At 68.8% G+C, this 22,068-nt stretch carries 23 protein-coding genes; 8 read left to right on the top strand and 15 right to left on the bottom strand.

Going from position 1 to position 22,068, the window contains the following annotated elements; translation table 11 throughout:
* Window positions 1-3: 3 nt before the first annotated feature.
* Genes ACWPXK_RS12500 through ACWPXK_RS12490 form a run of 3 tightly spaced genes read left to right on the top strand, consistent with a single transcriptional unit; the run spans window position 4 to window position 943 of the window.
* Entirely contained in the window at window positions 4-288 is a 285-nt protein-coding gene (locus ACWPXK_RS12500; RefSeq protein ID WP_454196208.1) for a hypothetical protein, read from the top strand.
* 11 nt (window positions 289-299) lie between these two features.
* A complete protein-coding gene (locus tag ACWPXK_RS12495; protein WP_454196207.1) occupies window positions 300-635 on the top strand; it encodes a DUF3349 domain-containing protein in 336 nt (111 codons plus the stop codon).
* A 17-nt stretch (window positions 636-652) separates the two neighbouring features.
* Window positions 653-943: a DUF3349 domain-containing protein gene (locus tag ACWPXK_RS12490; RefSeq protein ID WP_454196206.1), complete on the top strand. Its 291-nt coding sequence runs from the start codon at window positions 653-655 to the stop codon at window positions 941-943.
* On the opposite strand, the gene ACWPXK_RS12485 is transcribed toward ACWPXK_RS12490, so the two are convergent.
* A complete protein-coding gene (locus ACWPXK_RS12485; protein WP_454196205.1) occupies window positions 938-1,477 on the bottom strand; it encodes a DUF4254 domain-containing protein in 540 nt (179 codons plus the stop codon). The two genes, ACWPXK_RS12490 and ACWPXK_RS12485, sit on opposite strands and share 6 nt — an antisense overlap.
* Before the next feature lie 299 nt (window positions 1,478-1,776).
* Here ACWPXK_RS12485 and ACWPXK_RS12480 point away from each other — a divergent pair, with 299 nt between their 5' ends.
* Complete coding sequence (locus tag ACWPXK_RS12480) at window positions 1,777-2,739, top strand: DUF5753 domain-containing protein (RefSeq protein WP_454196441.1); 963 nt, start codon at window positions 1,777-1,779, stop codon at window positions 2,737-2,739.
* Window positions 2,736-2,933, top strand: a complete 198-nt coding sequence (locus tag ACWPXK_RS12475) for a DUF397 domain-containing protein (protein WP_454196204.1) — start codon at window positions 2,736-2,738, stop codon at window positions 2,931-2,933. Before ACWPXK_RS12480 ends, ACWPXK_RS12475 begins: the two co-directional genes overlap by 4 nt.
* Before the next feature lie 269 nt (window positions 2,934-3,202).
* Here the strand turns inward: ACWPXK_RS12475 and ACWPXK_RS12470 are convergent, their stop codons facing one another.
* On the bottom strand, window positions 3,203-3,787 hold the full coding sequence (locus ACWPXK_RS12470) for a DUF559 domain-containing protein (RefSeq protein WP_454196203.1): 585 nt from the start codon (window positions 3,785-3,787) through the stop codon (window positions 3,203-3,205).
* Between the two features lie 500 nt (window positions 3,788-4,287).
* On the opposite strand from ACWPXK_RS12470, the gene ACWPXK_RS12465 reads away from it, so the two are divergent.
* Window positions 4,288-4,899 carry a hypothetical protein gene (locus tag ACWPXK_RS12465; RefSeq protein WP_454196202.1) on the top strand — a complete coding sequence of 204 codons (612 nt, stop codon included), beginning with the start codon at window positions 4,288-4,290 and terminating at the stop codon, window positions 4,897-4,899.
* A 205-nt stretch (window positions 4,900-5,104) separates the two neighbouring features.
* Here the strand turns inward: ACWPXK_RS12465 and truB are convergent, their stop codons facing one another.
* The 11 genes from truB to rimP all read right to left on the bottom strand — a co-directional run bounded on the left by truB (window position 5,105) and on the right by rimP (window position 16,685).
* Window positions 5,105-6,004: a tRNA pseudouridine(55) synthase TruB gene (truB, locus tag ACWPXK_RS12460; protein WP_454196201.1), complete on the bottom strand. Its 900-nt coding sequence runs from the start codon at window positions 6,002-6,004 to the stop codon at window positions 5,105-5,107.
* Window positions 6,004-6,672: a 4'-phosphopantetheinyl transferase Npt gene (npt, locus tag ACWPXK_RS12455; protein ID WP_454196200.1), complete on the bottom strand. Its 669-nt coding sequence runs from the start codon at window positions 6,670-6,672 to the stop codon at window positions 6,004-6,006. Before npt ends, truB begins: the two co-directional genes overlap by 1 nt.
* Before the next feature lie 44 nt (window positions 6,673-6,716).
* Window positions 6,717-7,676: a metallophosphoesterase family protein gene (locus ACWPXK_RS12450; protein WP_454196199.1), complete on the bottom strand. Its 960-nt coding sequence runs from the start codon at window positions 7,674-7,676 to the stop codon at window positions 6,717-6,719.
* Between the two features lie 69 nt (window positions 7,677-7,745).
* On the bottom strand, window positions 7,746-9,038 hold the full coding sequence (locus ACWPXK_RS12445) for an MATE family efflux transporter (RefSeq protein WP_454196440.1): 1,293 nt from the start codon (window positions 9,036-9,038) through the stop codon (window positions 7,746-7,748).
* Between the two features lie 508 nt (window positions 9,039-9,546).
* Window positions 9,547-10,548 (bottom strand): DHH family phosphoesterase, encoded by a 1,002-nt coding sequence (locus tag ACWPXK_RS12440; RefSeq protein WP_454196198.1) that lies wholly within the window; start codon window positions 10,546-10,548, stop codon window positions 9,547-9,549.
* A 13-nt stretch (window positions 10,549-10,561) separates the two neighbouring features.
* The gene (gene rbfA / locus ACWPXK_RS12435; protein ID WP_454196439.1) at window positions 10,562-11,005 is read right to left on the bottom strand and encodes a 30S ribosome-binding factor RbfA; all 444 of its coding nucleotides are present in this window, start codon (window positions 11,003-11,005) and stop codon (window positions 10,562-10,564) included.
* Between the two features lie 39 nt (window positions 11,006-11,044).
* On the bottom strand, window positions 11,045-11,335 hold the full coding sequence (locus ACWPXK_RS12430) for a DUF503 domain-containing protein (protein ID WP_330229492.1): 291 nt from the start codon (window positions 11,333-11,335) through the stop codon (window positions 11,045-11,047).
* 78 nt (window positions 11,336-11,413) lie between these two features.
* Window positions 11,414-14,422, bottom strand: a complete 3,009-nt coding sequence (infB, locus tag ACWPXK_RS12425; protein ID WP_454196197.1) for a translation initiation factor IF-2 — start codon at window positions 14,420-14,422, stop codon at window positions 11,414-11,416.
* Between the two features lie 108 nt (window positions 14,423-14,530).
* Entirely contained in the window at window positions 14,531-14,863 is a 333-nt protein-coding gene (locus ACWPXK_RS12420) for a YlxR family protein (protein ID WP_454196196.1), read from the bottom strand.
* Window positions 14,864-14,985: 122 nt separating this feature from the next.
* A complete protein-coding gene (gene nusA / locus ACWPXK_RS12415) occupies window positions 14,986-16,014 on the bottom strand; it encodes a transcription termination factor NusA (protein ID WP_454196195.1) in 1,029 nt (342 codons plus the stop codon).
* Window positions 16,011-16,685, bottom strand: a complete 675-nt coding sequence (gene rimP / locus ACWPXK_RS12410) for a ribosome maturation factor RimP (RefSeq protein WP_454196194.1) — start codon at window positions 16,683-16,685, stop codon at window positions 16,011-16,013. Before rimP ends, nusA begins: the two co-directional genes overlap by 4 nt.
* A 163-nt stretch (window positions 16,686-16,848) precedes the next feature.
* On the opposite strand from rimP, the gene ACWPXK_RS12405 reads away from it, so the two are divergent.
* Both ACWPXK_RS12405 and ACWPXK_RS12400 read left to right on the top strand, forming a co-directional pair.
* Window positions 16,849-17,445 (top strand): hypothetical protein, encoded by a 597-nt coding sequence (locus ACWPXK_RS12405; RefSeq protein WP_454196193.1) that lies wholly within the window; start codon window positions 16,849-16,851, stop codon window positions 17,443-17,445.
* Window positions 17,442-17,876, top strand: a complete 435-nt coding sequence (locus ACWPXK_RS12400; RefSeq protein ID WP_454196192.1) for a ferritin-like domain-containing protein — start codon at window positions 17,442-17,444, stop codon at window positions 17,874-17,876. The genes ACWPXK_RS12405 and ACWPXK_RS12400 overlap by 4 nt, the downstream gene beginning before the upstream one ends.
* A gap of 322 nt (window positions 17,877-18,198) precedes the next feature.
* Here ACWPXK_RS12400 and ACWPXK_RS12395 read toward each other — a convergent pair whose 3' ends face one another.
* The gene (locus tag ACWPXK_RS12395) at window positions 18,199-19,950 is read right to left on the bottom strand and encodes an acyl-CoA dehydrogenase family protein (RefSeq protein WP_454196191.1); all 1,752 of its coding nucleotides are present in this window, start codon (window positions 19,948-19,950) and stop codon (window positions 18,199-18,201) included.
* 314 nt (window positions 19,951-20,264) lie between these two features.
* Window positions 20,265-22,037, bottom strand: a complete 1,773-nt coding sequence (locus tag ACWPXK_RS12390) for a proline--tRNA ligase (RefSeq protein WP_454196190.1) — start codon at window positions 22,035-22,037, stop codon at window positions 20,265-20,267.
* Window positions 22,038-22,068 lie beyond the last annotated feature (31 nt).

The following is a 22,068-nucleotide window of genomic DNA, read 5'->3' as shown; positions in this document are numbered from 1 at the left end:
GGCGTGCACACTCTCGTCACGAATCTGAGCTCGCTGGGGAAGGTGACCGCGGCCGGGCTGCTGCTCGGCGCGGGCCTGCCGATGATCTTCGCGATCGGAGTGCGGTTCTGGTCCCTGTCGGCCACCGTCGCCGCGGACGGAAGCACAGTGCGGCGTAACTATCCGGCGCTCGCGGTGGCGCTGGTGTGTCTCGCGCTGGTCGTCGCGGCGATCATCACTGGAATCCTGTACACGGCCAGGGCATTTCTGGCGGCCAGATTCGGCATCCATCTGTTCGGGCAGGCATGAAGGGTGGCAGTGTGACCGATCAAGCGAAACCGGCGCCGATCCGGCCCAAGCTGCTCGGCAAGATCGTGCGCTGGCTGCGTGCGGGTTACCCGCAGGGCGTTCCGCAGTCGGACTACGTCGCACTGTTGGCGGTGCTGCACCGCCACCTCACCGACTACGAGGTGGCCGCGATCGCCGAGGAGCTGGCGGCCTCGAATCCGGAAACCGGTATCACCCGCGCGGAGATCCAGCAGGCCATCGCCCTGCACGCCAAGGAGCAACCGGACGACGACGATATCGCCCGCGTCGCCTCCCGCTTGGCGGCGGGTGGCTGGCCCTTGGCCGACCCGCCCGCCGATTCCGACTGACCGAGAAACGATCGCCGATGCCTCCCTTCCTGAACGCGATCATCGACTGGCTGCGGGCCGGATATCCGGAGGGTGTCCCGGAATCCGACTACATCCCGCTGCTCGCTCTGCTGCGCCGCCGCCTGTCCGACGAGGAGGTGGCCCGGATCGCCGCCGAGCTGGCCGATTCCGGCGACACGACCGATATCCAGGTCACCATCACCAAGATCACCAACGACATGCCGTCCGAAGCCGACGTCGCTCGGGTGCGCGCCCGCGTCGAGGCGCGCGCCTGGCCGGACCCGGAGAGCGGTTCTGGAGGTTCATGACGCCGAGCGTGGGCCGCTGAGGTAGGGCAGGCGGCGCACTCCTGCCGCCACCTCATAGGCGAGGTCTTCGTAACCGAGCGCGAGTTCGGCGAGGCGCTCCCAGGCGTCGTGCACCGCCCATTCCGGTGCGGCGGGCAGGATTTCGTGGGCGGACGCGGAGAACTGGGCGAGCCGGTCGATCACCATGCCCACGGTTTCGGTATGCATGAGGGCGCCGCCGTGCGGAAGCGGCATTTCGGTGGCGACGAATCGGTCGATGGCGAGGACGAGCCGGGCCCGATGCTGATCGATGTCGTTCGACCCGCCCGGGTGGGCAAGCAGCCGACGCTGGTGCAATCCGGCGAGTAGGTGCGTGGACGCCAGGATCGGATGGTCGTGGCGCGGCGCCGCGCGGCAGGCATGCAGGACAAGTTCTTTGGTCGGCAGCGGTCGCACCGCGATTACCCCCTGGATCGATTGGTAGTGCCGGGCAGTACGCGAATCGCGCGAGTCATCGACGATGCCGCCTGCCCGGGCGCGGCACTCGGTACCCATGACGGGCGTCCCATGGCTTCTCGATGACTACCAGGCCGAGCGCTTCCATCGCCGTCAGCCCGATCCGGTTCGCCAACTCCTCTATCAGCGAAACCGCTTCCGCCGCTTGGATAGCCGCCGTCGCCTGTTCCGTCGTCACCATCCGACCGCGCAGATAGGACACGACCCACGCATCCTCACTGACCCGCCGCGCCTGGTGCGGCGTCCGATCACTCACCATCCAAGCCCGGTCGATGACGTGCACAGACATTCAGAACCCCCTCCATCCCCGCCGAGCGGGTCCGGAGCCCCCGCCTGTGATGCGCGACACTCGAATTGTAAAGTATACGAGTCAGATTACGGAACTGTTTGGTCGCCATTGTCGGCTGTATTGTGCGTGCATGGCGCTGTCACCTGCGGTTGCGCGTTGGGAGCTAGCGCTCCGGCTTCGGCAGCGGCGGCTGGAGCTGGGCATCGGAGCTGCCTCGATCACCAGAGCGCTCGACGTGTCGGCCGCGTACTGGTCGCACATCGAGAACGAACGCAACTTGCTCCCAAAGGACAAGCTCGAGCAACTGCTGGACATCCTCGAGATCGATCGCAGCGAACAGCGCGAACTGCTGGCGCTTCGTGAGGCCGCGAAGAGGCGCGGATGGTGGAGCCGATACTCCGCGTTGTTCGGTGACGAGATCCTTCGCTACTACGGAATGGAGTGGGGAGCCGAGTCGATCCGGACTTACGAAAGCATCATGATGCCCGGCCTTCTGCAAGGTGAGGAGTTCATTCGGGCCCAGATGCTTTCGGCAGGAGCGACGGTACGGGCGATAGAAGTCGATCAGCGAGTCGAGGCGAGACTTCATCGGCAGCAAAGACTGACGGGCGAGAGCCCGGTTTCGCTACGGGCGGTTATCGGCGAGGCGGCGCTCCGCCAACAGGTAGGCGGTCCAGATGTGCTGCGGCGTCAACTGGTTCACCTTGCCGATCTGCTCGAGTCGTACTCGGGGAACGTCGAGCTGCAGGTTATCCCGTTCACGGCCGCGGACAGCGTTCCGGCGAGCTCCACCTACCATCTGCTCGACTTCGCCAGTCCTCGTTTGCCGACACTGGCCTGGCACGAGTCAGCGGTATTCGGCCAGATCATCATCGATGACGAGAGCCGAAAGGAAACCAAGGTGCGTGACTTGGGTTTCGTGTTCGAGCGAGCCCGTTCGTTGGCGCTGCCTCGGGCCGAGTCCTTGGCGCTGATCCGGGCGACCGCGGCCGGACTAAACTCGGCTGGGTGAGCAGTACCGGTTGGTTCAAATCTTCGTATTCCAACGACAGCCAGACCTGCGTCGAGGTGTGCTTCGACGACAACCGAGTACTGGTCCGTGACAGCAAGTTTCGGGGGACGCCCGACGCGCGGCCCGTTCTGTCCCTCACACCCAGCCAGTGGTCTGCCTTCACAGCGGCGATTCGAGCAGCCGAACTTGCTTAGTTGAGCGAGAACCGCAACCGTCGTCGCTCTACTCCCAGCTGACTCTCAGCTTGGCTACAAGCAACACTCAGCTCGCCCAGGAAGAGTAGCCCCGTCGGTACGAAGTAACCCACCGACAGCTCTACCGGTGGACAACTGCCCTGCTCCACCACCCGACCGGCCGGCGGCGCCAACTTCCCTCGTCCGCGCCGCCGGCCGCCACCGGCGGTCAACGAGTGGCACATGGCTGCGGCGAATCGCGAGAAGGGTCCTCGGTGGTGTGCCACTCGTCAGAAATCCGCGCCGTGGCGGCGTAAGGCGTGGCGGGTTCGGGTTGTGATGATGTGGGGGCGGTTGGTGAGGAGGGCGGCGCTTACCCGGACCACTGACCAGCCGAGGGATTCGAGGGCGGCGGCGCGATCGATGTCCCAGGCGCGCTGGTGGCGGTCGGTCCAATGCTGGGCTCCGTCGTATTCGACGGCGACTTGCCATTTGCGCCAGCCCATATCGAGGCGTGCGAGAACCATGCCGTCCGGGCCTGTGACGCGAATCTGTGTTTCGGGCGGCGGGAACCCGGCCTGACAGAGTAGAAGCCGGGTGCGCGTTTCTTGGAGCGACTCGGCGCCACCATCGACATGGGGCAGTACTTTGCGCAGGTTGGTGGCGCCGCGCGCCCGAGGATGGTGGTTGGCTACCTGCTGAATTTCGTGCGTGTCGAGCCGGGCCGCGTTGCAGAGGGCGTCGACGACTTCGACCGCCTCGTCAAAATCCAGGCGCCGGGCCAGGTCGAATGCGGTGCGGGCGGGTGTGGTGCACCGGAATCCGCCGATCGTGCACACTTCGTCGCTCGGGATGGCGTCGCGGTAGACCAGCACGTGCCGCGGTGGACGGGCGCGAGTGGGCAGTGCGATTTCGGCGGGCTTGTCGTCCAGCCACAGCGTGCCGCATCGCCGCGGCGGAGAACCCGACCAAGATGCCGCTGCCCTTGGCCCAATGCCCGACTGCCTCCGCACGGCCCCGGGCATCCAACCGAAGCCCTTTCCGGACATAGACATCCGGATACACCCGCTCGTAATCCTTGCGCAACTCCCAAGCGCTCACCCGCCCTGAGCGAACCGCCCAACTACCCGGAAAAGCCCCCTCGATCTCCCCCATATCCCGGATTCTGCCCGCCACCCCCGACATAGCTTCGTGAGTGGCACATGGTTGCGGCAAAACGCGAGTAGACCCCTCTGTGGTGTGCCACTCGTGAGCCCGTCAGCCGCACGCGTCGATTCGCATGACCACACTCACGAACTCGGATCACCAACCGGAGAGGGAAATGTCCAAGAGACGAAATCGGCTGCGGTATAAGAGGAAAGCATTGCAGCGGCAGATGAAGGTCGGATCCACGATCAGGTACCCGCCAGACTCCACGATCGACGCGATCCTCGCCACCATGATGGCCGAACGCAGCGCCGACACCACCGACTCGAATGCCGACTCCATCCACTTCTGGGGGTTCGCCGGCACCGACCGCCCCACTACCCAAGAAACCGCGCGCACCGCGATCGTCCTCGATCCGGACGCTGAACGCTCCGCCATCCTCGACGCCGCCGAATGGCTCATCCGCAGATTCCCTGGCCGCCTGTGGGGATTCGGGCTCGCCTACCGGACGATCGGCGAAATGTTCACCGGACCCGGCGGCGTGCCCCACGATGCGGTCCGGGCAGCGATGGCGGGCAAGCTGCATGAACGCGCTGGGGCCGATGAGATGTGCGCGGCCACGATTTTCGACGCCCGCGCACGAACGTACACCGCGCTCACCTACGTCCACCTGCCCGAACTCGGCCCGACCCCAACTTGGGTCAACGACACCCGGGACAACACCGACGCCTGGATCGAGTTGTTCGATCGACGCGTCGTCGCCGCACACGCCTGGGCGGCGGCGATAACACTCGACCCCGGCCACAACCACGCCGCCATAGCCCGGCTACGAACGCCATAATCCCCGACCAGGCCGACACGGCATATTGCCGCGAGTCCGGTCATGCGCGGTCTCGTCTGCGTCCGGTGCAGTGGCCGACGCGTGACCTGCGATTCACCCGTCGATGCGCGCACGCTCACCGATGCACCTCGGCAGATGCGAGTGCATCGCGACCGCGACTGCCCCCGGAAACGGGCAGCTTCGCGGCGCTGGTCAGGCTGGTGGATCAGAGGTTGGCCGGGCGGACGACCATCACCGAGGACGCGCGGTTGCCGGACTCCCGCAGCAGGGCGATGGCTCGGCCTGCGGGGTCGATGGCGGCGTAGACGCCGGGGATTCCGACCGGGGCGAGCCAGCGTCCGTTGCGCAGGTCGTCGGACTGCTTCTCGTCGATGTCCCGGTGCGGGAAAGCGGTTCTGACCGCAGCGTCGATATCGAGGCTCAGCGCTGGCGTGCCCGATTCCGCGGCGGCGGCCAATTCGTCCAAGGTGCGGGCGTGGTCGAGGGTGAACGGACCGACCCGGGTGCGGCGCAACGCGGTCAGGTGGCCGCCGACGCCGAGGGCGGCGCCCAGGTCGCGGGCCAGCGCCCGCACGTAGGTGCCCGATGAGCACTCGACCACCACGTCCAGGTCGACGAAATCGCCGGCGTCGCGGCGGGCCAGCACGTCGAAGCGCGACACCGTGACCGGGCGGGCGGCCAGCTGCACGTCCTCACCCGCACGATGGCGCGCGTAGGCGCGTTCACCGCCCACCTTGATCGCGCTCACCGTCGCGGGGACTTGGTCGATGTCACCGGTCAGTTCGGCGGTGCGCGCCGCGATGTCGGCGTCGGTGAGGTGGGCGGCCGGGGTGGTGGCGAGCACCTCGCCCTCCGCGTCGTCGGTGGTGGTGGCCTGTCCGAGGCGGATGGTCGCGGTGTACGCCTTGGTCGTCAGGGTGAGCAGCCCCAGCAGCTTGGTCGCGCGTTCCACACCGAGCACCAGCACGCCGGTGGCCATCGGATCCAGCGTGCCCGCGTGCCCGATCTTCTTGGTCCGCAGCAGCTTCCGGCATTTCGCGACGACGTCGTGGCTGGTCCAGCCACCGTCCTTGTCGATGATGAGCAGCCCGCCGAGAGCGTCCATCAGACGTGCGCGATCGCGGTCAGGATGTAGCCGTCGACGATCAGCCAACGGCCATCGAACGAGCGCAGCGGCACGCCGCCGTCGGTGGTCTGACCCGGCACCAGCAGTTCGGTGTGGAAGCTGCCGTACCCGGAATCGGCTGTGCTGCTTTCGATCTCGAAGGTGATGTGCGCGTCCTCGAAGCCCAGCCAGCGCACCGTCAGCGGGAACCATGCCTTGTAGGTGGCTTCTTTGGCGCAGAACAGCAGGCGGTCCAGGTGCAGCTCGGAGTCGGTGGTCTTCAGCCACTCCCGCTCCTGCGGCAGGCTGACCGAGTCCAGCACCCCGTCGGGCAGCGTCGCATGCGGCTCGGCATCGATGCCGATGGAACGGAACCGCAGCTTGTGGCCCAGCGCGGCGGCCTGGTAGCCGTCACAGTGGGTCAGGCTGCCGACGATCCCGCGCGGCCACACCGGAGCGCCTCGCTCCCCCTTGCCGATCGCGACCGGCGGCTCGCCGAGCTGCGCGAGCGCCAGGCGGGCGCAGTGCCGTGCGCCGATGAAATCCCGGCGCCGCTTCTCCACCGACCTGGCGATGAGATGCTCCTCCGCCGGATGCGGCTTCAGATCCTCCGGGTACGCCACCAACTCGGCCGAGGCCACACCGGCGGGCAGAATGTTCTCGATCATCACCGCCGAGCCTAGCCGAGCGCCCTCGGCGGCCTGCGCCACGACTACGCCAGTCCGCGCCGCTGCTGCGCCTTGCTGCGCATTTCCGCGGCGGCGGCTTCCATTTCCGGGGTGACCTGGAAGTGGCCGCCCCACTTGTTCAGGGTGCCCGGCGGATATTGCGGGGTGGGCAGGATCTGGCGCAGCAGTCGATCGGGCAGACCACGGCGTTGCCATTCGCGGGGGTAGCCGAGCGAGACCTCCTCGAACCGGACGCCGTCGTAGTGCGAGGTGCGCGGGATGTGCAGGTGGCCGTAGACCGAGCAGACCACGTTGTAGCGGGTGTGCCAGTCCGCGGTCAGTTCGGTGCCGCACCACAGCGCGAACTCCGGATAGAACAGCACATCGGTCGGCTGCCGCACCAGCGGAAAGTGGTTGATCAGGACGACCGGCGTGCCCGGCGCGAGCGCGTCGAGTTTGCGTTTGGTCACCTGCACGCGGGCATGGCACCACGCGTCCCTGGTCAGGTACGGCTCCGGCGAGAGCAGGAACTCGTCGGTCGCCACCACGTTGCGCTCCCTGGCGATGGCGAGCCCCTCCGCCTTCGTGGTGGCGCCCTCCGGCAGGAACGAGTAGTCGTACAGCAGGAACATCGGTGCCAAGGTCACCGGTCCGCCGTATTCCTCGGCGCCCGCGCCCTCCCACACCGGGTACGGGTCCTCCGGCGTCAGCACGTCCAGGTCGCGGCACATGGCGACCAAGTAGTCGTAGCGCGCCACCCCGGACATCTGCACCGGATCCTTGGCCGTGGTCCACAGCTCGTGGTTGCCCGGCACCCAGATCACCTTGGCGAACCGGCCGCGCAGCAGCTCCAGCGCCCACCGGATGTCCTCGGTCTTCTCCCCCACGTCGCCGGCCACGATGAGCCAGTCCTCCGGCGAGTCCGCCGTGATCTGCTCGACGACCGGCCGATTCCCCTGGTGCCCGACGTGAATGTCGCTCACCGCCATCAACTTGGGTATCACCACACCTACCTTGGCACATCCGTTCCGATTCGCACGCACCGGCCGAGCCGGGTGTCGCCGACGCTCCCGTTACGCCGGCACCTCGGCGCCGACGCGGGCCCACCGGCCCGACAGCGCCCGCCACGTGACGGCGATCAGCCGCAACACCATGAACGCGGCCAGGCCGGACCAGATTCCGGCCACGCCCCAATCGAACGCCAGCGACAGCCAGATGGCGGGCAGGAACCCGGCCAGCGCCGCGGTGAGCGTGGTGGTGCGCAGGTAGGCGGCGTCACCCGCGCCGAGCAGAACGCCGTCGAGGGCGAAGACGATGCCCGCCACCGGAATCAGGACGACGAAGAACCACCACACCACGTGGGTGCGATCGAGGACCTGCGGGTCGCCGGTGAACAGCGTCGGGATGACCGCCGCGCCCGCCGCGAAAAAGGCGGCGAGAGCCAGGCTGAAAATCTCCGACCACCAGGTGACGCGCCGGGCGATGCCGCGAGCGCCCGCGGCGTCACCCGCGCCGAGCGCGGCGCCGGTGAGCGTCTGCGCCGCGATGGCCAGCGCATCCAGGGCGAGGGCCAGGAAGTTCCACAGTTGCAGGACCAACTGGTGGGCGGCCACCGAGGCAGCGCCGAACCGGGCCGCGACCGCGGCGGCCGAGACGAAACAGGCTTGGAAGGCGAAACTGCGAACGATCAGGTCACGACCGAGGACGAGTTGCGCGCGCATGACCGCCCACTGCGGCGCCAGCGACACCCGTTCGCCGACCAGCGCGTTCAGGAACAGCGCCGCCATCACCACCTGCCCAGCGACATTCGCCACCGCGGAACCGGGCAGCTCCATACGCGGCGCGCCGAACAGCCCGTACACCAGCACCGGGCACAAGAGGGCCGAAACGGCGAGTCCGGCAACCACATAGGCCAGCGGCCTGCGCGTCTCTTGGACGCCGCGCAACCAGCCGTTGCCCGCCATGGAGATCAGGATCAGCGGCACGCCGAACAGCGCGATCCGCAGCCAACCCAGCGCCGCCCCCGCGATATCGCCGCCACCCGCGATCGCGCTCGTCAGCGGCACGGCGCACGACTCGGCCACCAGCAGGATCGCGGCGCCGACCACGATCGCGATCCACGTCGCCTGCACCCCTTCGGCGACCGCACCCCGATGGTCGCCCGCGCCGTGGCGACGTGCCGAGCGCGCGGTGGTCCCGTAGGACAGGAAAGTGAGCTGTGAACTCGTCTGCGCCAGAATCAATCCGCCGACCGCGAGACCGGCCAGCGCGAGCGCGCCGAGCCGACCGACGACGGCGAGATCGAACAGCAGATAGAGCGGCTCGGCGACCAGCACGCCGAGCGTCGGCAAGGCCAGTCCGAGAATGCGTTTCGGCCCGGCCGCCGCGGCCCGGTCGACCTCGAGTAGCCGCGCCTCGGCATCCTGTGGTGCTGGATCGGCAATCTCCGCCTCGCTGGAATTCTTCGCGTTCACCAACTCCTCCCCTCCCCGGCCACGGCCACCACCACGACCGCCGTCGGTCCAGTTGATGCCTCACCACGGCATGGCACGCCGATAGATTCCGCCATCTGCGAGCCCGCCGACACCGGACCCCGCGCGGACGACGGCGGCACACGCACACCAATCGATCCGGTCACGACCCGGACCGACATCCGGCGAGTTCCCGCAGACGTCCGCACACGCGCGAAGCGCGCCCTCCTTGGTCCCGAGACCAACCGCGTATCGGCCAACCCGCACACCCCCGTGGCGACGGCCGGGCGAACGGGAAACAGCGGTGGCAATGCGCCAGGCCTGCAACCGGACACGACATCGACTCGGGCGGAGCTGATTTCGTGGCGACCTGCTTCGTGCCGACCGATACCGAAAATCACCGTCACCCGAGCGCGGCCAACAACGCGGCGACCAGGTCGTCGGGCGAGCCGTACGCCGTGTACCCCGCGGCGAAGCGGTGACCGCCGCCGCCCAGCGCCGTCGCCACCTCCGCGACGTCCACCCCATCGCCCACCGAGACCCTGCTGTCGCGCGAGCGCAACGACACCGTCCACCGATCGGGCACGCCGTGGGATTGCTTGAACACCGCGGCGATTCCCGCTTCCGCGGTCGTGCGCACGATATCGATGACGCTCTCAACCTCCTCCGACCGCAACCCGTCGACATCGTCGCGGTGCACGAACGCGTACACCAGCCCGATGCCACCGCGTACGTCCGGCACGAGCCGCGCGGTTCCCAGCACACGCGACAGCATCGACAGCCACCCGAACGGATGCGTGTCCAGCAAGGTGCGGGCGATCTCCGCGCCATCGATCCCCGTCGACAGCAGGCGCTCGGCCAGTTCGTGGGTACCCGGCCGCACCCACCGGAACGAGCCGGTATCGGTGACCAGACCGGCGTAGAGGCAATGCGCCACGTCGGGCTCGATCGGCACGCCCCAGGCGTCGAGCAGCCGCGCGATCACGCTCGTCGTGGACTCGGCGCCGGAATCGACCACGTTGATCACACCGAAGCGCGTATTCGACCGATGGTGATCGATCACCATTGTCGTTGCGGCACCGGACAATCGGTCGGCGAGCACGCCGAGCCGCGCCGCGCTACCGCAGTCGACCGTGACGAGCAGGTCCACCTCGGCGCGCACCTCCGCGGGCGCCACCAGATGCCGAACACCCGGCAGCGACCGCATCGAGAAAGGCAACTCGGCCGGCTCGGCGAACGACACCTGCACCGGAGTCCCGCGCTGATGCAGGACCAGCGCCAGCGCGAGACCGCTTCCGATGGTGTCCGCATCGGGCTGCACATGGCAGATGATGGTCACCGAGCGCGCCGCCTCCAGCGCCGCCACGGCCGCGTCCAGGTCGGCGGTTTCCCGCATTGTCGTCATCGACTACCGCATGTCACTCGTCGGTGTCGCGTTCGACCTTGTAGGGGTCGGTGTCGCCCGCGTGCCTGGCGTTGGCGGCCACCTTGGCGACCGCGTCGTCCGCGGCCCGCGCCTTGGCGAGCAGCTCCTCCATCTGCCGCGCCGCGTCGGGCACGGTGTCCAGCACGAACGCCAGCGACGGAGTGAACTTCACCCCGGTTCCCGCGCCCACTTTGGAGCGCAACACACCCTTGGCCTTCTCCAGACCGGCGGCCGCACCCTCGTAATCCGGTTCGGTGTCGAGGGTTTCACCCATCACGGTGTAGTACACCGTCGCCTCGCGGAGATCGCCGGTCACCTTGGCGTCGGTGACGGTCACGAAACGCAGCCGCGGATCCTTCACCTCGTATTCGATCGTGGTGGCCACGATCGAGGCGATCCGCTTGGCGAGTCGGCGTGCCCTGGCTTGATCCACCATGGCCATTTCCTCCTCACTACTTCTGTTCTCCCACCACGGTCAGTCCTCGGGTCCGAAGATCCGGCGGCGCACCGCCAGCAACTGTAACTCCGGACGGGCCGCGACGTGCCGTTCACATCTGTCCAGCACCTCGGTCAGGTGGTCCATTCCCGCGCTGACCATGGCGACGCCCAGCATCGAGCGCCGGTAGAGATCATGGTCCCCGCCTTCGGCGGCACTCACCCCGAAGCGCTGCAATTCGGCCAGGATCGGCCGGATCACCGAACGCTTCTGCTTCAGTGAATGCACATCGCCGAGTAGCAGGTCGAATTCCAGTGCACCCAGGTACACCGACACCCCTCTAATGGTTGTGACGACCGGCCCGGACGCCGCGGCATACAGCGCGGCGTCCGGGCTCGTCTCGGTCTATCAGTCGCGCGGCTTCTCGCGCAGTTCGTAGGCCTCGATGATGTCGCCTTCCTTGATGTCGGAGTAGGTGACCGTCATACCGCATTCGAAGCCCTCGCGGACCTCGACGGCATCGTCCTTCTCCCGTTTCAGCGAGGAAATCGTCATCGTCTCGGCGATCACCATGTTGTCGCGGAGCAGGCGCGCCTTGGCGTTGCGCTTGACCGAACCCGAGGTGACCATGCAACCGGCGATGTTGCCGACCTTCGACGAGCGGAAGATCGCCCTGATCTCGGCGCGACCCAGCTCGACCTCTTCGTAGATCGGCTTGAGCATGCCCTTGAGGGCCTTCTCGATCTCGTCGATGGCCTGGTAGATCACCGAGTAGTACCGGATGTCGACGCCCTCGCGGTTGGCCAGCTCGGTCGCCTTGCCCTCGGCGCGGACGTTGAACCCGATGATGATCGCGTTCGACGCCGACGCCAGGTTGACATTGGTCTCGGTGACGCCACCGACACCGCGGTCGATGACCCGCAGTCGCACCTCGTCGTCCACCTGGATTCCGAGCAGCGCCTCTTCGAGGGCCTCGACGGTACCGGAGTTGTCGCCCTTGAGGATCAGGTTCAGCTCGCTGGTTTCCTTCAGCGCGGCATCCAGATCTTCCAGGCTGATCCGCTTGCGGCTGCGTGCGGCCAGCGCGTTGCGCTTGCGCGCGTTGCGCCGGTCGGCGATCTGCCGTGCGATCCGGTCCTCGTCGACCACCAGCAGGTTGTCGCCGGCGCCCGGCACCGACGTGAAGCCGATGACCTGGACCGGCCGCGACGGCAGCGCCGCGTCGACATCCTCGCCGTGCTCGTCCACCATGCGCCGCACGCGACCGTAAGCGTCGCCGGCGACGATCGAGTCGCCGACGCGCAGCGTGCCGCGCTGCACCAGCACCGTGGCGACCGGGCCGCGGCCGCGGTCGAGGTGCGCCTCGATGGCCACACCCTGGGCGTCCATGTCCGGGTTCGCCCGCAGGTCGAGGGCGGCGTCCGCGGTGAGCAGGACCGCCTCGAGCAGTGCTTCGATGTTCGTGCCCTGCTTGGCGGAGATGTCGACGAACATCGTGTCGCCGCCGTACTCCTCGGCCACCAGGTTGTACTCGGTCAGCTGCTGCCGGATCTTCTCCGGGTTCGCGCCTTCCTTGTCGATCTTGTTGACCGCCACCACGATCGGCACGTCGGCCGCCTGCGCGTGGTTGATCGCCTCCACCGTCTGCGGCATGACGCCGTCGTCGGCGGCGACCACCAGGATCGCGATGTCGGTGGCCTTCGCACCGCGGGCACGCATGGCGGTGAACGCCTCGTGACCCGGGGTGTCGATGAAGGTGATCAGCCGGCCCTCTTCGCCCAGGTGGGTGAGCACCTGGTAGGCGCCGATGTGCTGGGTAATGCCGCCGGCCTCGCCCTCGCGGACGTTGGCCTTGCGGATGGTGTCCAGCAGTCGGGTCTTACCGTGATCGACGTGACCCATGACGGTCACCACCGGCGGACGCTGCTCGAGGTCTTCCTCGCCGCCCTCGTCCTCGCCGTAGGTGAGATCGAACGACTCCAGCAGCTCGCGGTCCTCGTCCTCGGGGCTGACCACGTGCACGACGTAGTTCATCTCGCTGCCGAGCAGCTCGAGGGTCTCGTCGTTCACCGACTGGGTCGCGGTGACCATCTCGCCCAGGTTGAACAGGGCCTGCACCAGCGCGGCCGGGTTCGCGTCGATCTTCTCCGCGAAGTCCGACAGCGACGCGCCGCGGGCGAGCCGGATGATCTCGCCGTTGCCGCGTGGCAGCCGCACGCCGCCGACGGCGGGCGCCTGCATCGAGTCGTACTCTTGCCGCTTCTGCCGCTTCGACTTACGGCCACGACGGGGCGCGCCACCGGGACGGCCGAACGCGCCGGCCGCACCACCGCGGCCGCCGGGACCACCGGGACGACCGCCGCCGCCACCACCGCCGGGACGACCGCGGAACCCACCGGCCGCACCGCCACCGGCACCGGGCGCACCCGTGCCCGCACCGGGAGCTCCGCCGCCGCCACCGCGGTAACCGCCGCCACCGCCACCGCCACCGGGACGACCGGCACCGGCGCCTCCGCCGGGACGACCGGGACGACCCGCGCCGGGACCACCGGCTCCACCCGGACGCGCCGCACGCGAGGGCATCGCACCCGGGTTCGGGCGTGGTGGCATCGAGCCGGGGCTCGGCCGCGGACCACCGGGACGCGGACCACCCTGGCCGGGTGCCGGGCGTCCACCCTGGGCGGGACCGGGACGCGGACCACCCGAGGCAGGACCGGGACGCGGGCCATCCTGGGCGGGACCGGGACGCGGGCCACCCGGACGGGGAGCCGGTCGCGGCGCGGGGCGCTCGGGAGCCGACGAATAGGGGTTGTTACCGACGCGCGGGGTCTTCGGCCCCGGACGCGGACCGGACGAGCCGCCACCTTGACGCGGGGCACCCGGCGTGGGTGCGCCGGGACGCTGCTGCTGACCGGGACGCGGACCACCGGGCGTCGGGCGCGGACCGGCCGGGGCCGGTGCGGAACTCGCGGTCGCGCCGGAGGCCGCGGCGGCAGCCGGAGTGATGGATTCCCGTGCCGCGGGCTTGGGCGCTGGGGACGGTGCCGGACGCGCGGCGGGGCCCGGCTTCACCGCCGGGGACTCGCCGGTGCGCGCGGCGGGACGGGCGCTCTCCTGGGCGGCGGGGGCCGCCGGAGCGGGCGCCGGTGCCGGACGCGGACCGGGACGCGGGCCTCCGCCCGCGGGCTTCGCGGCCGGACGGGCCGACGACGGACCGGGGCGTGCACCCGACTTGGCGCCGTTCGACGGGGCGGACTTCGCCGCGAACGACTCACGCAGCCTGCGTGCGACGGGAGCTTCCACCGTCGACGACGCGGACTTCACAAACTCGCCTTGCTCCTTGAGCGTTGCGAGTAGTTCCTTGCTCGTGACACCGAGTTCTTTGGCCAACTCGTGCACGCGGGCCTTGCCTGCCACTGCTCTCCTCACTGAGAGGCCGAGCAGCGCCACCGTCTTGCTGACGGGGGCCCGCACGACCTCGGGTTATCTCCGATGGACGTTCATCGTTGGTACTTCACGGTGTGCTCATGAGTGCTCGTGCCTGTTCTCGAGGTAATGCTCCAGGGCTGAGATATCCAGATGTCCGGACACTCGTAGTGCTCTGCCGATGGCTCGGCGCCGCTCTGCCGTGCTCAGACAAGCCGAAAAGGGGTGCAGCCAGGCACCCCGTCCGGGAAGTCTGCGCCGCGGATCGGGAACGATCTCGATGGCGTGGGAGCCGTCACCGGTCTCACGGTCCCGAGCCACGATCCGCAACAGATCGACGGCCAGTTCGCGCTTCCGGCACCCGATACACGTCCGCACGGGAGCCGACCGGCGCTGGGGCGCCGCGTGCTGCTCGGTGGTGCGATCGGGCATAAGTGCCGAAGGTTCGGACTGAACCTTGGACCACTCTACCGCTGTCGTGCTCGGAACGCCGAACCCCTCCCCCGCTGAAGTTACGAACCTGTCATCCCGAGCACTCCGCTGGCGGGTTCCGGTCAACTCCGGTGCGCCTCCGTCCGGACGGATCCGCCCATGTCAGGCGCGGCATCGCTGCGGATATCGATGCGCCAACCGGTCAGCCGCGCGGCCAGGCGGGCGTTCTGTCCCTCCTTGCCGATGGCCAGCGAAAGCTGGAAATCGGGCACCACGACGCGGGCCGCGCGGGCCTCGGGGTCGACGATCGTGACCGAAACCACTTTCGACGGCGAGAGCGCGTTGCCGACGAACGTCGCCGGGTCGTCGGCGTAGTCGATGATGTCGATCTTCTCGCCGGCCAGCTCGCTCATCACATTGCGCACCCGTTGGCCCATCGGGCCGATGCAGGCGCCCTTCGCGTTGACGCCGGGCACGGTGCTGCGCACGGCGATCTTGGAGCGGTGCCCCGCCTCCCGCGCCACGGCGACGATCTCCACCGAGCCGTCGGCGATCTCGGGCACCTCCAGCGCGAACAGTCGCCGCACCAGGTTCGGGTGGGTGCGCGACAACGTGATCTGCGGGCCACGCGGACCGCGCGAGACGCCGACGACGTAGCACTTGATCCGGTCGCCGTGCTCGTAGGTCTCGCCGGGCACCTGCTCGGCGGGCGGGATCAGTCCCTCCGCGCCGTGCAACTCGCTGCCGATGCGCACGACGACCGTGCCGCGGGCGTTGGCGCGTACGTCGCGCTGCACCACGCCGCCGACGATGTCGCCCTCGTGGGTGGAGAACTCGCCGAAGGACTTCTCGTTCTCCGCGTCCCGCAGCCGCTGCAGCACGACCTGCCTGGCCGTGGTCGCCGCGATCCGGCCGAATCCCTCGGGGGTGTCGTCCCATTCGGAGATCACGTTGCCGTCGGCGTCCAGTTCGCGCGCCATCACCCGGACCACGCCGGTCTTCTGGTTGATGTCGATGCGCGCGGTGGGCTGATGCCCCTCGGTGTGGCGGTACGCGGTCAGCAGCGCCGACTCGATCGCGGAGATCACGGTCTCGATCGAGATCCCCTTGTCTGCGACGATCGCGCGCAGGGCTTCGATTTCGATGTTCATTCCACGATCCCTTCGGTCGGCGAATCAGACGCTGTTACGGATTGGTGTTGTGCATTCGGTGTTCCTCGAGCGGGACTGCTCTGCGCCGCGTCGGCGACCGCCACCGCGTCTTCCTCGCCAGGAACGGGTCGCCCCGGAACGACTCCGCCGGCGAGTTCCAGCTCGCGCGCGCCAGGCGGCGAGAACTCGACTTGGACGACGGCGCTGGCGATGTCGGCGAGCGGGACCGTCACCCGGTGCGGGTCACGTTTGCCGCCGAGCACCAGCGCTACCGAATCGCCGGTGAGCGCGCCGACTCTGGCTTCGAAGGTCGCCGCCCCTTCCGGCGGCTGCACGCCGTCACGCAGTGCGACGCGCACCTTCCGCCCCCGGGCCCGGTGCCAGTGCCGGTCGGCGGTCAGCGGGCGATCGATGCCCGGCGTCGTCACTTCCAGCAGGTAGGGCGTCTCGCCGAAATCTCCCGCGTCGTCCAGCACGGCGGACAGCTCCGAGCTGAGCGTGGCGATCGCATCCAGATCGGACGCGTCGCTGTCCACGATCACCTGCACCCGAGCCTGCGCGTCCGCGCGCTTGCCCGCCGTCGAGATCTCGACGCCCTCGAGGTCGAATCCTCGGCGTTCGACGAGACCAGCTACGAGCTGGCTCACCCTTTCCTCGGTCGGCATCGGCATGTGGGCGGCTCCTGGTTCAGTTGTGACGCGGCGGGAAATTTCTCTACCGAAGGTCTAGCGTAACGCGCCACGAGAGTGTAAAGGACCAGTGGTCGAGGAGTTCGCGCGCCACGGCCCCGACGCCTCGTCCGGTGGCGTGCCACGAATCTGGCACGATGGTGCCGTGCCCATCCGCCTTCCCGCCCCGCCGCGTGCCGGGTGCACTTCCGGCATTCCCACCGACCGGCACGAGCCCCGCCTCGCCGCCCTGGATCGTCGCAGCGCACTACGCCTCGCGGGCGGAGGAACGGTCGGCATCCTCGCCCTCGGCGCCCTGGCGGGCTGCGCCGAAAAGGAAGTGGTCCACGAACCGGATCCCCTTGCCGCACAGGAAATTCTGGCTCGTGCCGATGCCGCCGCGGCCTCCGCGGCCATCGCCATGGCACCGGAACGGCACGCGGCGCTGGGCGTGATCGCGGCCGAGCGCACCGCGCACGCCGATGCTCTGCGCACCGAGATCGCCCGCGTGATCGGTGTCTACGCCGACGGAACCACACCGGTGCACCGCACCCGCGCCAATGGATCAGGGCCGTCCGCCGTGGCCTCCGGCAGCGCCGTTCCGCCTACCGCCCCGCCGAGTATCGATGCGCTGCGCGCCCAGCTGACCTCGTCCCAGAAATCGGCCGCCGACCTGGCCCGCGCGCTGTCCGGATACCGGGCCGGGCTGCTCGCCTCGATCAGCGCCGCCTGCGCGGCTCAGGCGGGGGTGCTGCTGGCATGACCGAAGCCGAACGCCAGGCGCTGTTGGACGCGCTGAACGCCGAATACGGCGCGGTATACGCCTACGGCGTCATCGCCGCGCACGCCTCGACCGAGCGCACCAGACTGATCGCCGAGCACACCGCCGCCCACCGCGCCCGGCGCGACACCACCGCCGACGCGCTCGCCGCCGACGGTACGACGGTGCCGCCGCCCGGCGCCGCCTACACCGTGCCGTTCCCGGTCACCGACCCGATCTCAGCGGCCCGGCTGGCCGCGACGGTCGAGTCCGACACCGCGATCGCCTGGCGAGCGGTGGTGGAGCGCAGTGCGTCCGCGACCGTCCGCCGCACGGGTGTCGACGCGCTCACCGACGCGGCTGTCCGGCTGGCAACCTGGCAGTCGATCCTCGGTGCCAACCCGCCGACCGTCGCGTTCCCCGGCAAAGCCTGACCCCGTGGACGCCGGCGGGTGCACCGGGTCGGCAGCGCCGCACGTTGTTCGGAGCACCAGCCGGGCCGCGATCGTGGGCGCGGCCCGGGAGGACCACCTGCCTGCGCGCCGCCGATGCCAGATAGGCCAAGCGGGTGCGCCTGCTCGTCGAGCGACCAAGGAGACCACCATGCGGATCGTCGGGCGTGCGCTCGAACCGCGAAGGCCACCTGCGGTCCGGGACCGGGCCAGGTCCGGCCCGTCGCCGCACACCGCGCGATCGGACCGGCCCTGAATCGGCCCGTCACGGATCCCGGACCGCCATCCGGCCGAAACGGCTTGCCTACGGCCGCATTTCGTAGGCGCCGTCGTAGGACGCCACCTCGGCCCACACGCGGTCGAAACGCGGACGGTCGGCGACCGGCGGCCGCAGCGCGGCCGCGGCCCAGCCCTGCTGGTCCGGGGTGGCCGACGACTTGCCGTACAGCGCGGTGGCGTAGGCGTTGAAATCGCGGATCTGGAAGTCGAAGATCTGGTCGATCAGATCACGGTCCAGTCCGGTGATCGCGGCCTGCTCCAGGATCAGCTGGCCGTAGACCACCAGCGAGAACAGGTGGCCGATGGTCAGCATGAAGTCCAGGTCCTTCTGCTGCTCGGCGTCCGGCGCCGCCGTGGTCAACAGCGTGCGCAGCGCCTGCGCCTGCTCATAGAACCGGCCGACGTTGGGGATGTCGGCGTGCTTGTCGTAGATCGGCGTCCAGTCCGCGAACCGCACCTTGCCCGCGCCCCGCGCCGGGCCCTGCCGCCAGAAGAACGCGTCGTCGGCCGCGTCCTGCCTGGTCCCGATCTCCGGGTAGTCCTGCGGGTTGAACAGGTAGTTGGGCATGAACTTCAGGATCTGCCCGACATTCACATGCACCGTGCCCTCCAACCGGGGCAGGGTGTTGATCAGCCGCTGCACCTCGGCGAAGTAGGTGTTCTTCTCGAACCCCTTGGCGGCCAGCACGTCCAGCAGCAGCGTCATGACGGTCTCGCCCTCGGAGGTCACCTTGGACTTCGTCATCGGGTTGAACAGCAGATAGCGGCGGTCCTCCAGGCTCGCGCTGCGGAAGTAGTCGACGGCGCGGTCGCTGAACAGCTTCATCGCGAGGATGCGCGCGTAGGCGTCGACGAAGTTCGTGCGCACGTGCGGGAAATCGGTGACCGGGTTGCCGTAGAGGATGCGGTTGTTGGCATGCGTGATCGCCTCGTAGAAGGAGTGCTCGACCATGCCGATGCCGCCGTGGCAGAGGTTGAACTTGCCCACGTTGACGGTGTTCAGCGCCGCGGAGAACGCCTCGGGGCCGGTGTGCAGGATGTCCTCGGCGCGCACCGGGTAGTTCTCCAGGCGGAAGGTGCTGACGTACATCTGCTGGTGCACGACATTGCCGAGCAGGCGATAGTTTTCGTGGCGGGAGTCGGCGGCGAACCAGACGTAGGCGTCGGCGCCCTCCAGATCGGCGCGACGGGAGAACACCGACACCATGCTCGCCACGTTGCCGTTGCCGATGTAGTACTTCTCGCCGTTGGCGCGGAAGAGGATTCCGGCTTCGGCGTCGGCGCTGCCGGGCTCGGTGGGAGTGAGCACCAAGTCGGTGTTGTAGATGTCGGCCCCGTGGGTCTGTTCGGACAGACCGAACGCCATCACCTCGCCCGCGGACAAGTCGGCGGCCGCACGCTTCTTGGCGTCCTCGTTGTCGCTCTGCCAGATCGGGCCGAGGCCGAGGATGGTGACCTGCTCGGCGTACCAGTACGCCAGACCGTAGAAGCCGAAGATCTCCGACAGCGCCGCGTTGCGGGCCGCGTCCCACCGGCGGTTCGGGTCACCGTCGGCGTAGGCCGCGGGGGTCAGGAAGGTGGCGAACAGCTTCTCCTTCTTCACGAAGTCGAGGAAGTCGGCGGTCCACACCGCGTTCGCGTCGTCGGCGAGCAGACGCTGCTTGCCCCGGACCTCGAACCACTCGATGGTGGCGCGCAACAGTCGCCGCGTCTCGGCGTCGAACTGCTGCGGGTCATAGGTGGCGGGGTTGAACAACCGCGCGTCTGTGTTCGTCATGGCGGTTAACTTACCAGCGGGTAATCGCAGCGTGGACCAGGTACGGGGGTTTATGACCGGCAAATTCAGGCTACGGTCGCGTAAGTAGCCGCTGCCCGGTTGATGGCATGGCGCAGCCACGTTCGGGCATCCTCCGCGAGCCGTGTCCGCCCACGATACGGGCACAGCGAACAGCCCCGTGAGTGCGTGCGCCAAGGGGCCATCGGAAACGTGATTTCGCTAGCACATGGGTAACTCACCGGGAACGCCCAAAACCCGAGCGACACCCAGCGCAGGACCTGAACGCAGATCCCGCGCCACCCAACTGGTACGGCCTAAAGTCCCGGAGAGGCGGGGTTGACTTTGGCGACCACCGCGTCCACCGCCGCGGTGGCGGGGAGTTCTTCGGTCTCGCCGGTGAAGCGATCGCGCAGTTCGACCTTGCCCTCCGCCCAGCCGCGGCCGATCACCAGGACCAGCGGCATGCCGAGCAGTTCGGCGTCCTTGAACTTCACGCCGGGCGAGGCGGTGCGGTCGTCGAAGAGCACGTCCAAGCCTTGGGCGTGCAGTCCGGCCACCACCTCTTCGGCGCCGGCGCGAGCCGCGTCGTCCTTGTTCGCGATGACGACGTGCACGTCGTACGGCGCGACCGCGGCGGGCCAGCGCAGCCCCTTCTCGTCGTGCTGCTGTTCGGCGATCACCGCGACCATGCGCGAGACACCGATGCCGTAGGAGCCCATGGTCAGCCGGACCGGCTTGCCGTTCTCGCCGAGCACGTCCACCTCGAACGCGTCGGTGTACTTGTTGCCGAGCTGGAAGATATGGCCGATCTCGATGCCGCGCGCCGACACCAACGTTCCGCGCCCGTCCGGCGAGGGATCGCCGTCCCGGACCTCGGCCGCCTCGATGGTGCCGTCGGGTGTGAAATCCCGTCCGGCGACCAGGCCGACGACGTGCTTGCCCGGTTCGTCGGCACCGGTGATCCAGCTCGTCCCGGTTCCGACACGGGGATCGACCAGGTAGCGAACACCATTGGCCTGCAAGGCCTTCGGGCCGATGTAGCCCTTCACCAGGAATGGGTTCTCGGCGAAATCGGCGTCGGTGAGCAGCTCCACCTCGGCCGGTTCGACCGAGGCGCCGAGGCGCTTGTCGTCCACCTCGCGGTCACCGGGGACGCCGATGCCGATGATCTCGGTCTTCCCGTCCGGGTGCCGCAGCTTGACCATGACGTTCTTCAGCGTGTCGGCCGCGGTGACCGGGCGGCCGTAGCGCTCGGCGAGGCCCGCGCTGTTGGCCCAGTCGACCAGCGTCGCGATGGTGGGGGTGTCGGGGGTGTCGTGCACGACGGCGGCGGGCCGGCCCTCGATCGGCAGCGGCTCGGGAGCGGGCGTGACCACCGCCTCGACGTTGGCCGCGTAGCCGGATTCCGGGCAGCGCACGTAGGTGTCCTCACCGACCGGGCTGTCGGCCAGGAACTCCTCCGACGCGCTGCCGCCCATCGCGCCCGAGGTGGCCGCCACGATGACGTACTTGACCCGCAGCCGGTCGAAGATGCGCTGGTAGGCCTGCCGGTGCGCGTCGTAGCTGGCTTTGAGGCCGTCCTCGTCCAGGTCGAAGGAGTAGGAGTCCTTCATGACGAACTCGCGCCCGCGCAGGATGCCCGCACGAGGGCGCTCCTCGTCGCGGTACTTGGTCTGGATCTGGTACAGCGTGACCGGAAGGTCCTTGTAGGAGCTGTACTCGCCCTTCACGGTGAGCGCGAAGAGCTCCTCGTGGGTCGGGCCGAGCAGGTAGTCCGCGCCCTTGCGGTCGCGCAGCCGGAACAGGCCGTCGCCGTATTCGGTCCACCGGTTGGTGGTCTCGTACGGGTCGCGCGGCAGCAGCGCGGGGAGCGAGATCTCCTGGGCGCCGATCGCGTCCATCTCCTCGCGCACCACGTCCTCGACCTTGCGCAGCACGCGCAAGCCGAGCGGCAGCCACGAGTAGACGCCCGGGGCGACGCGGCGCACGTAGCCGGCACGGACCAGGAGTTTGTGGCTGGGCACCTCCGCGTCGGCGGGATCGTCGCGCAGGGTTCGCAGGAATAGGCGGGAGAGGCGGGTGATCACGGAAGCACAGGGTAGTCGCCGGCCGTACGCC

The organism is Nocardia sp. Marseille-Q1738, from assembly GCF_965283145.1.
Note: the sequence above shows the minus strand (reverse complement) of the source record. Positions and strands in the feature narration are given on the sequence as shown.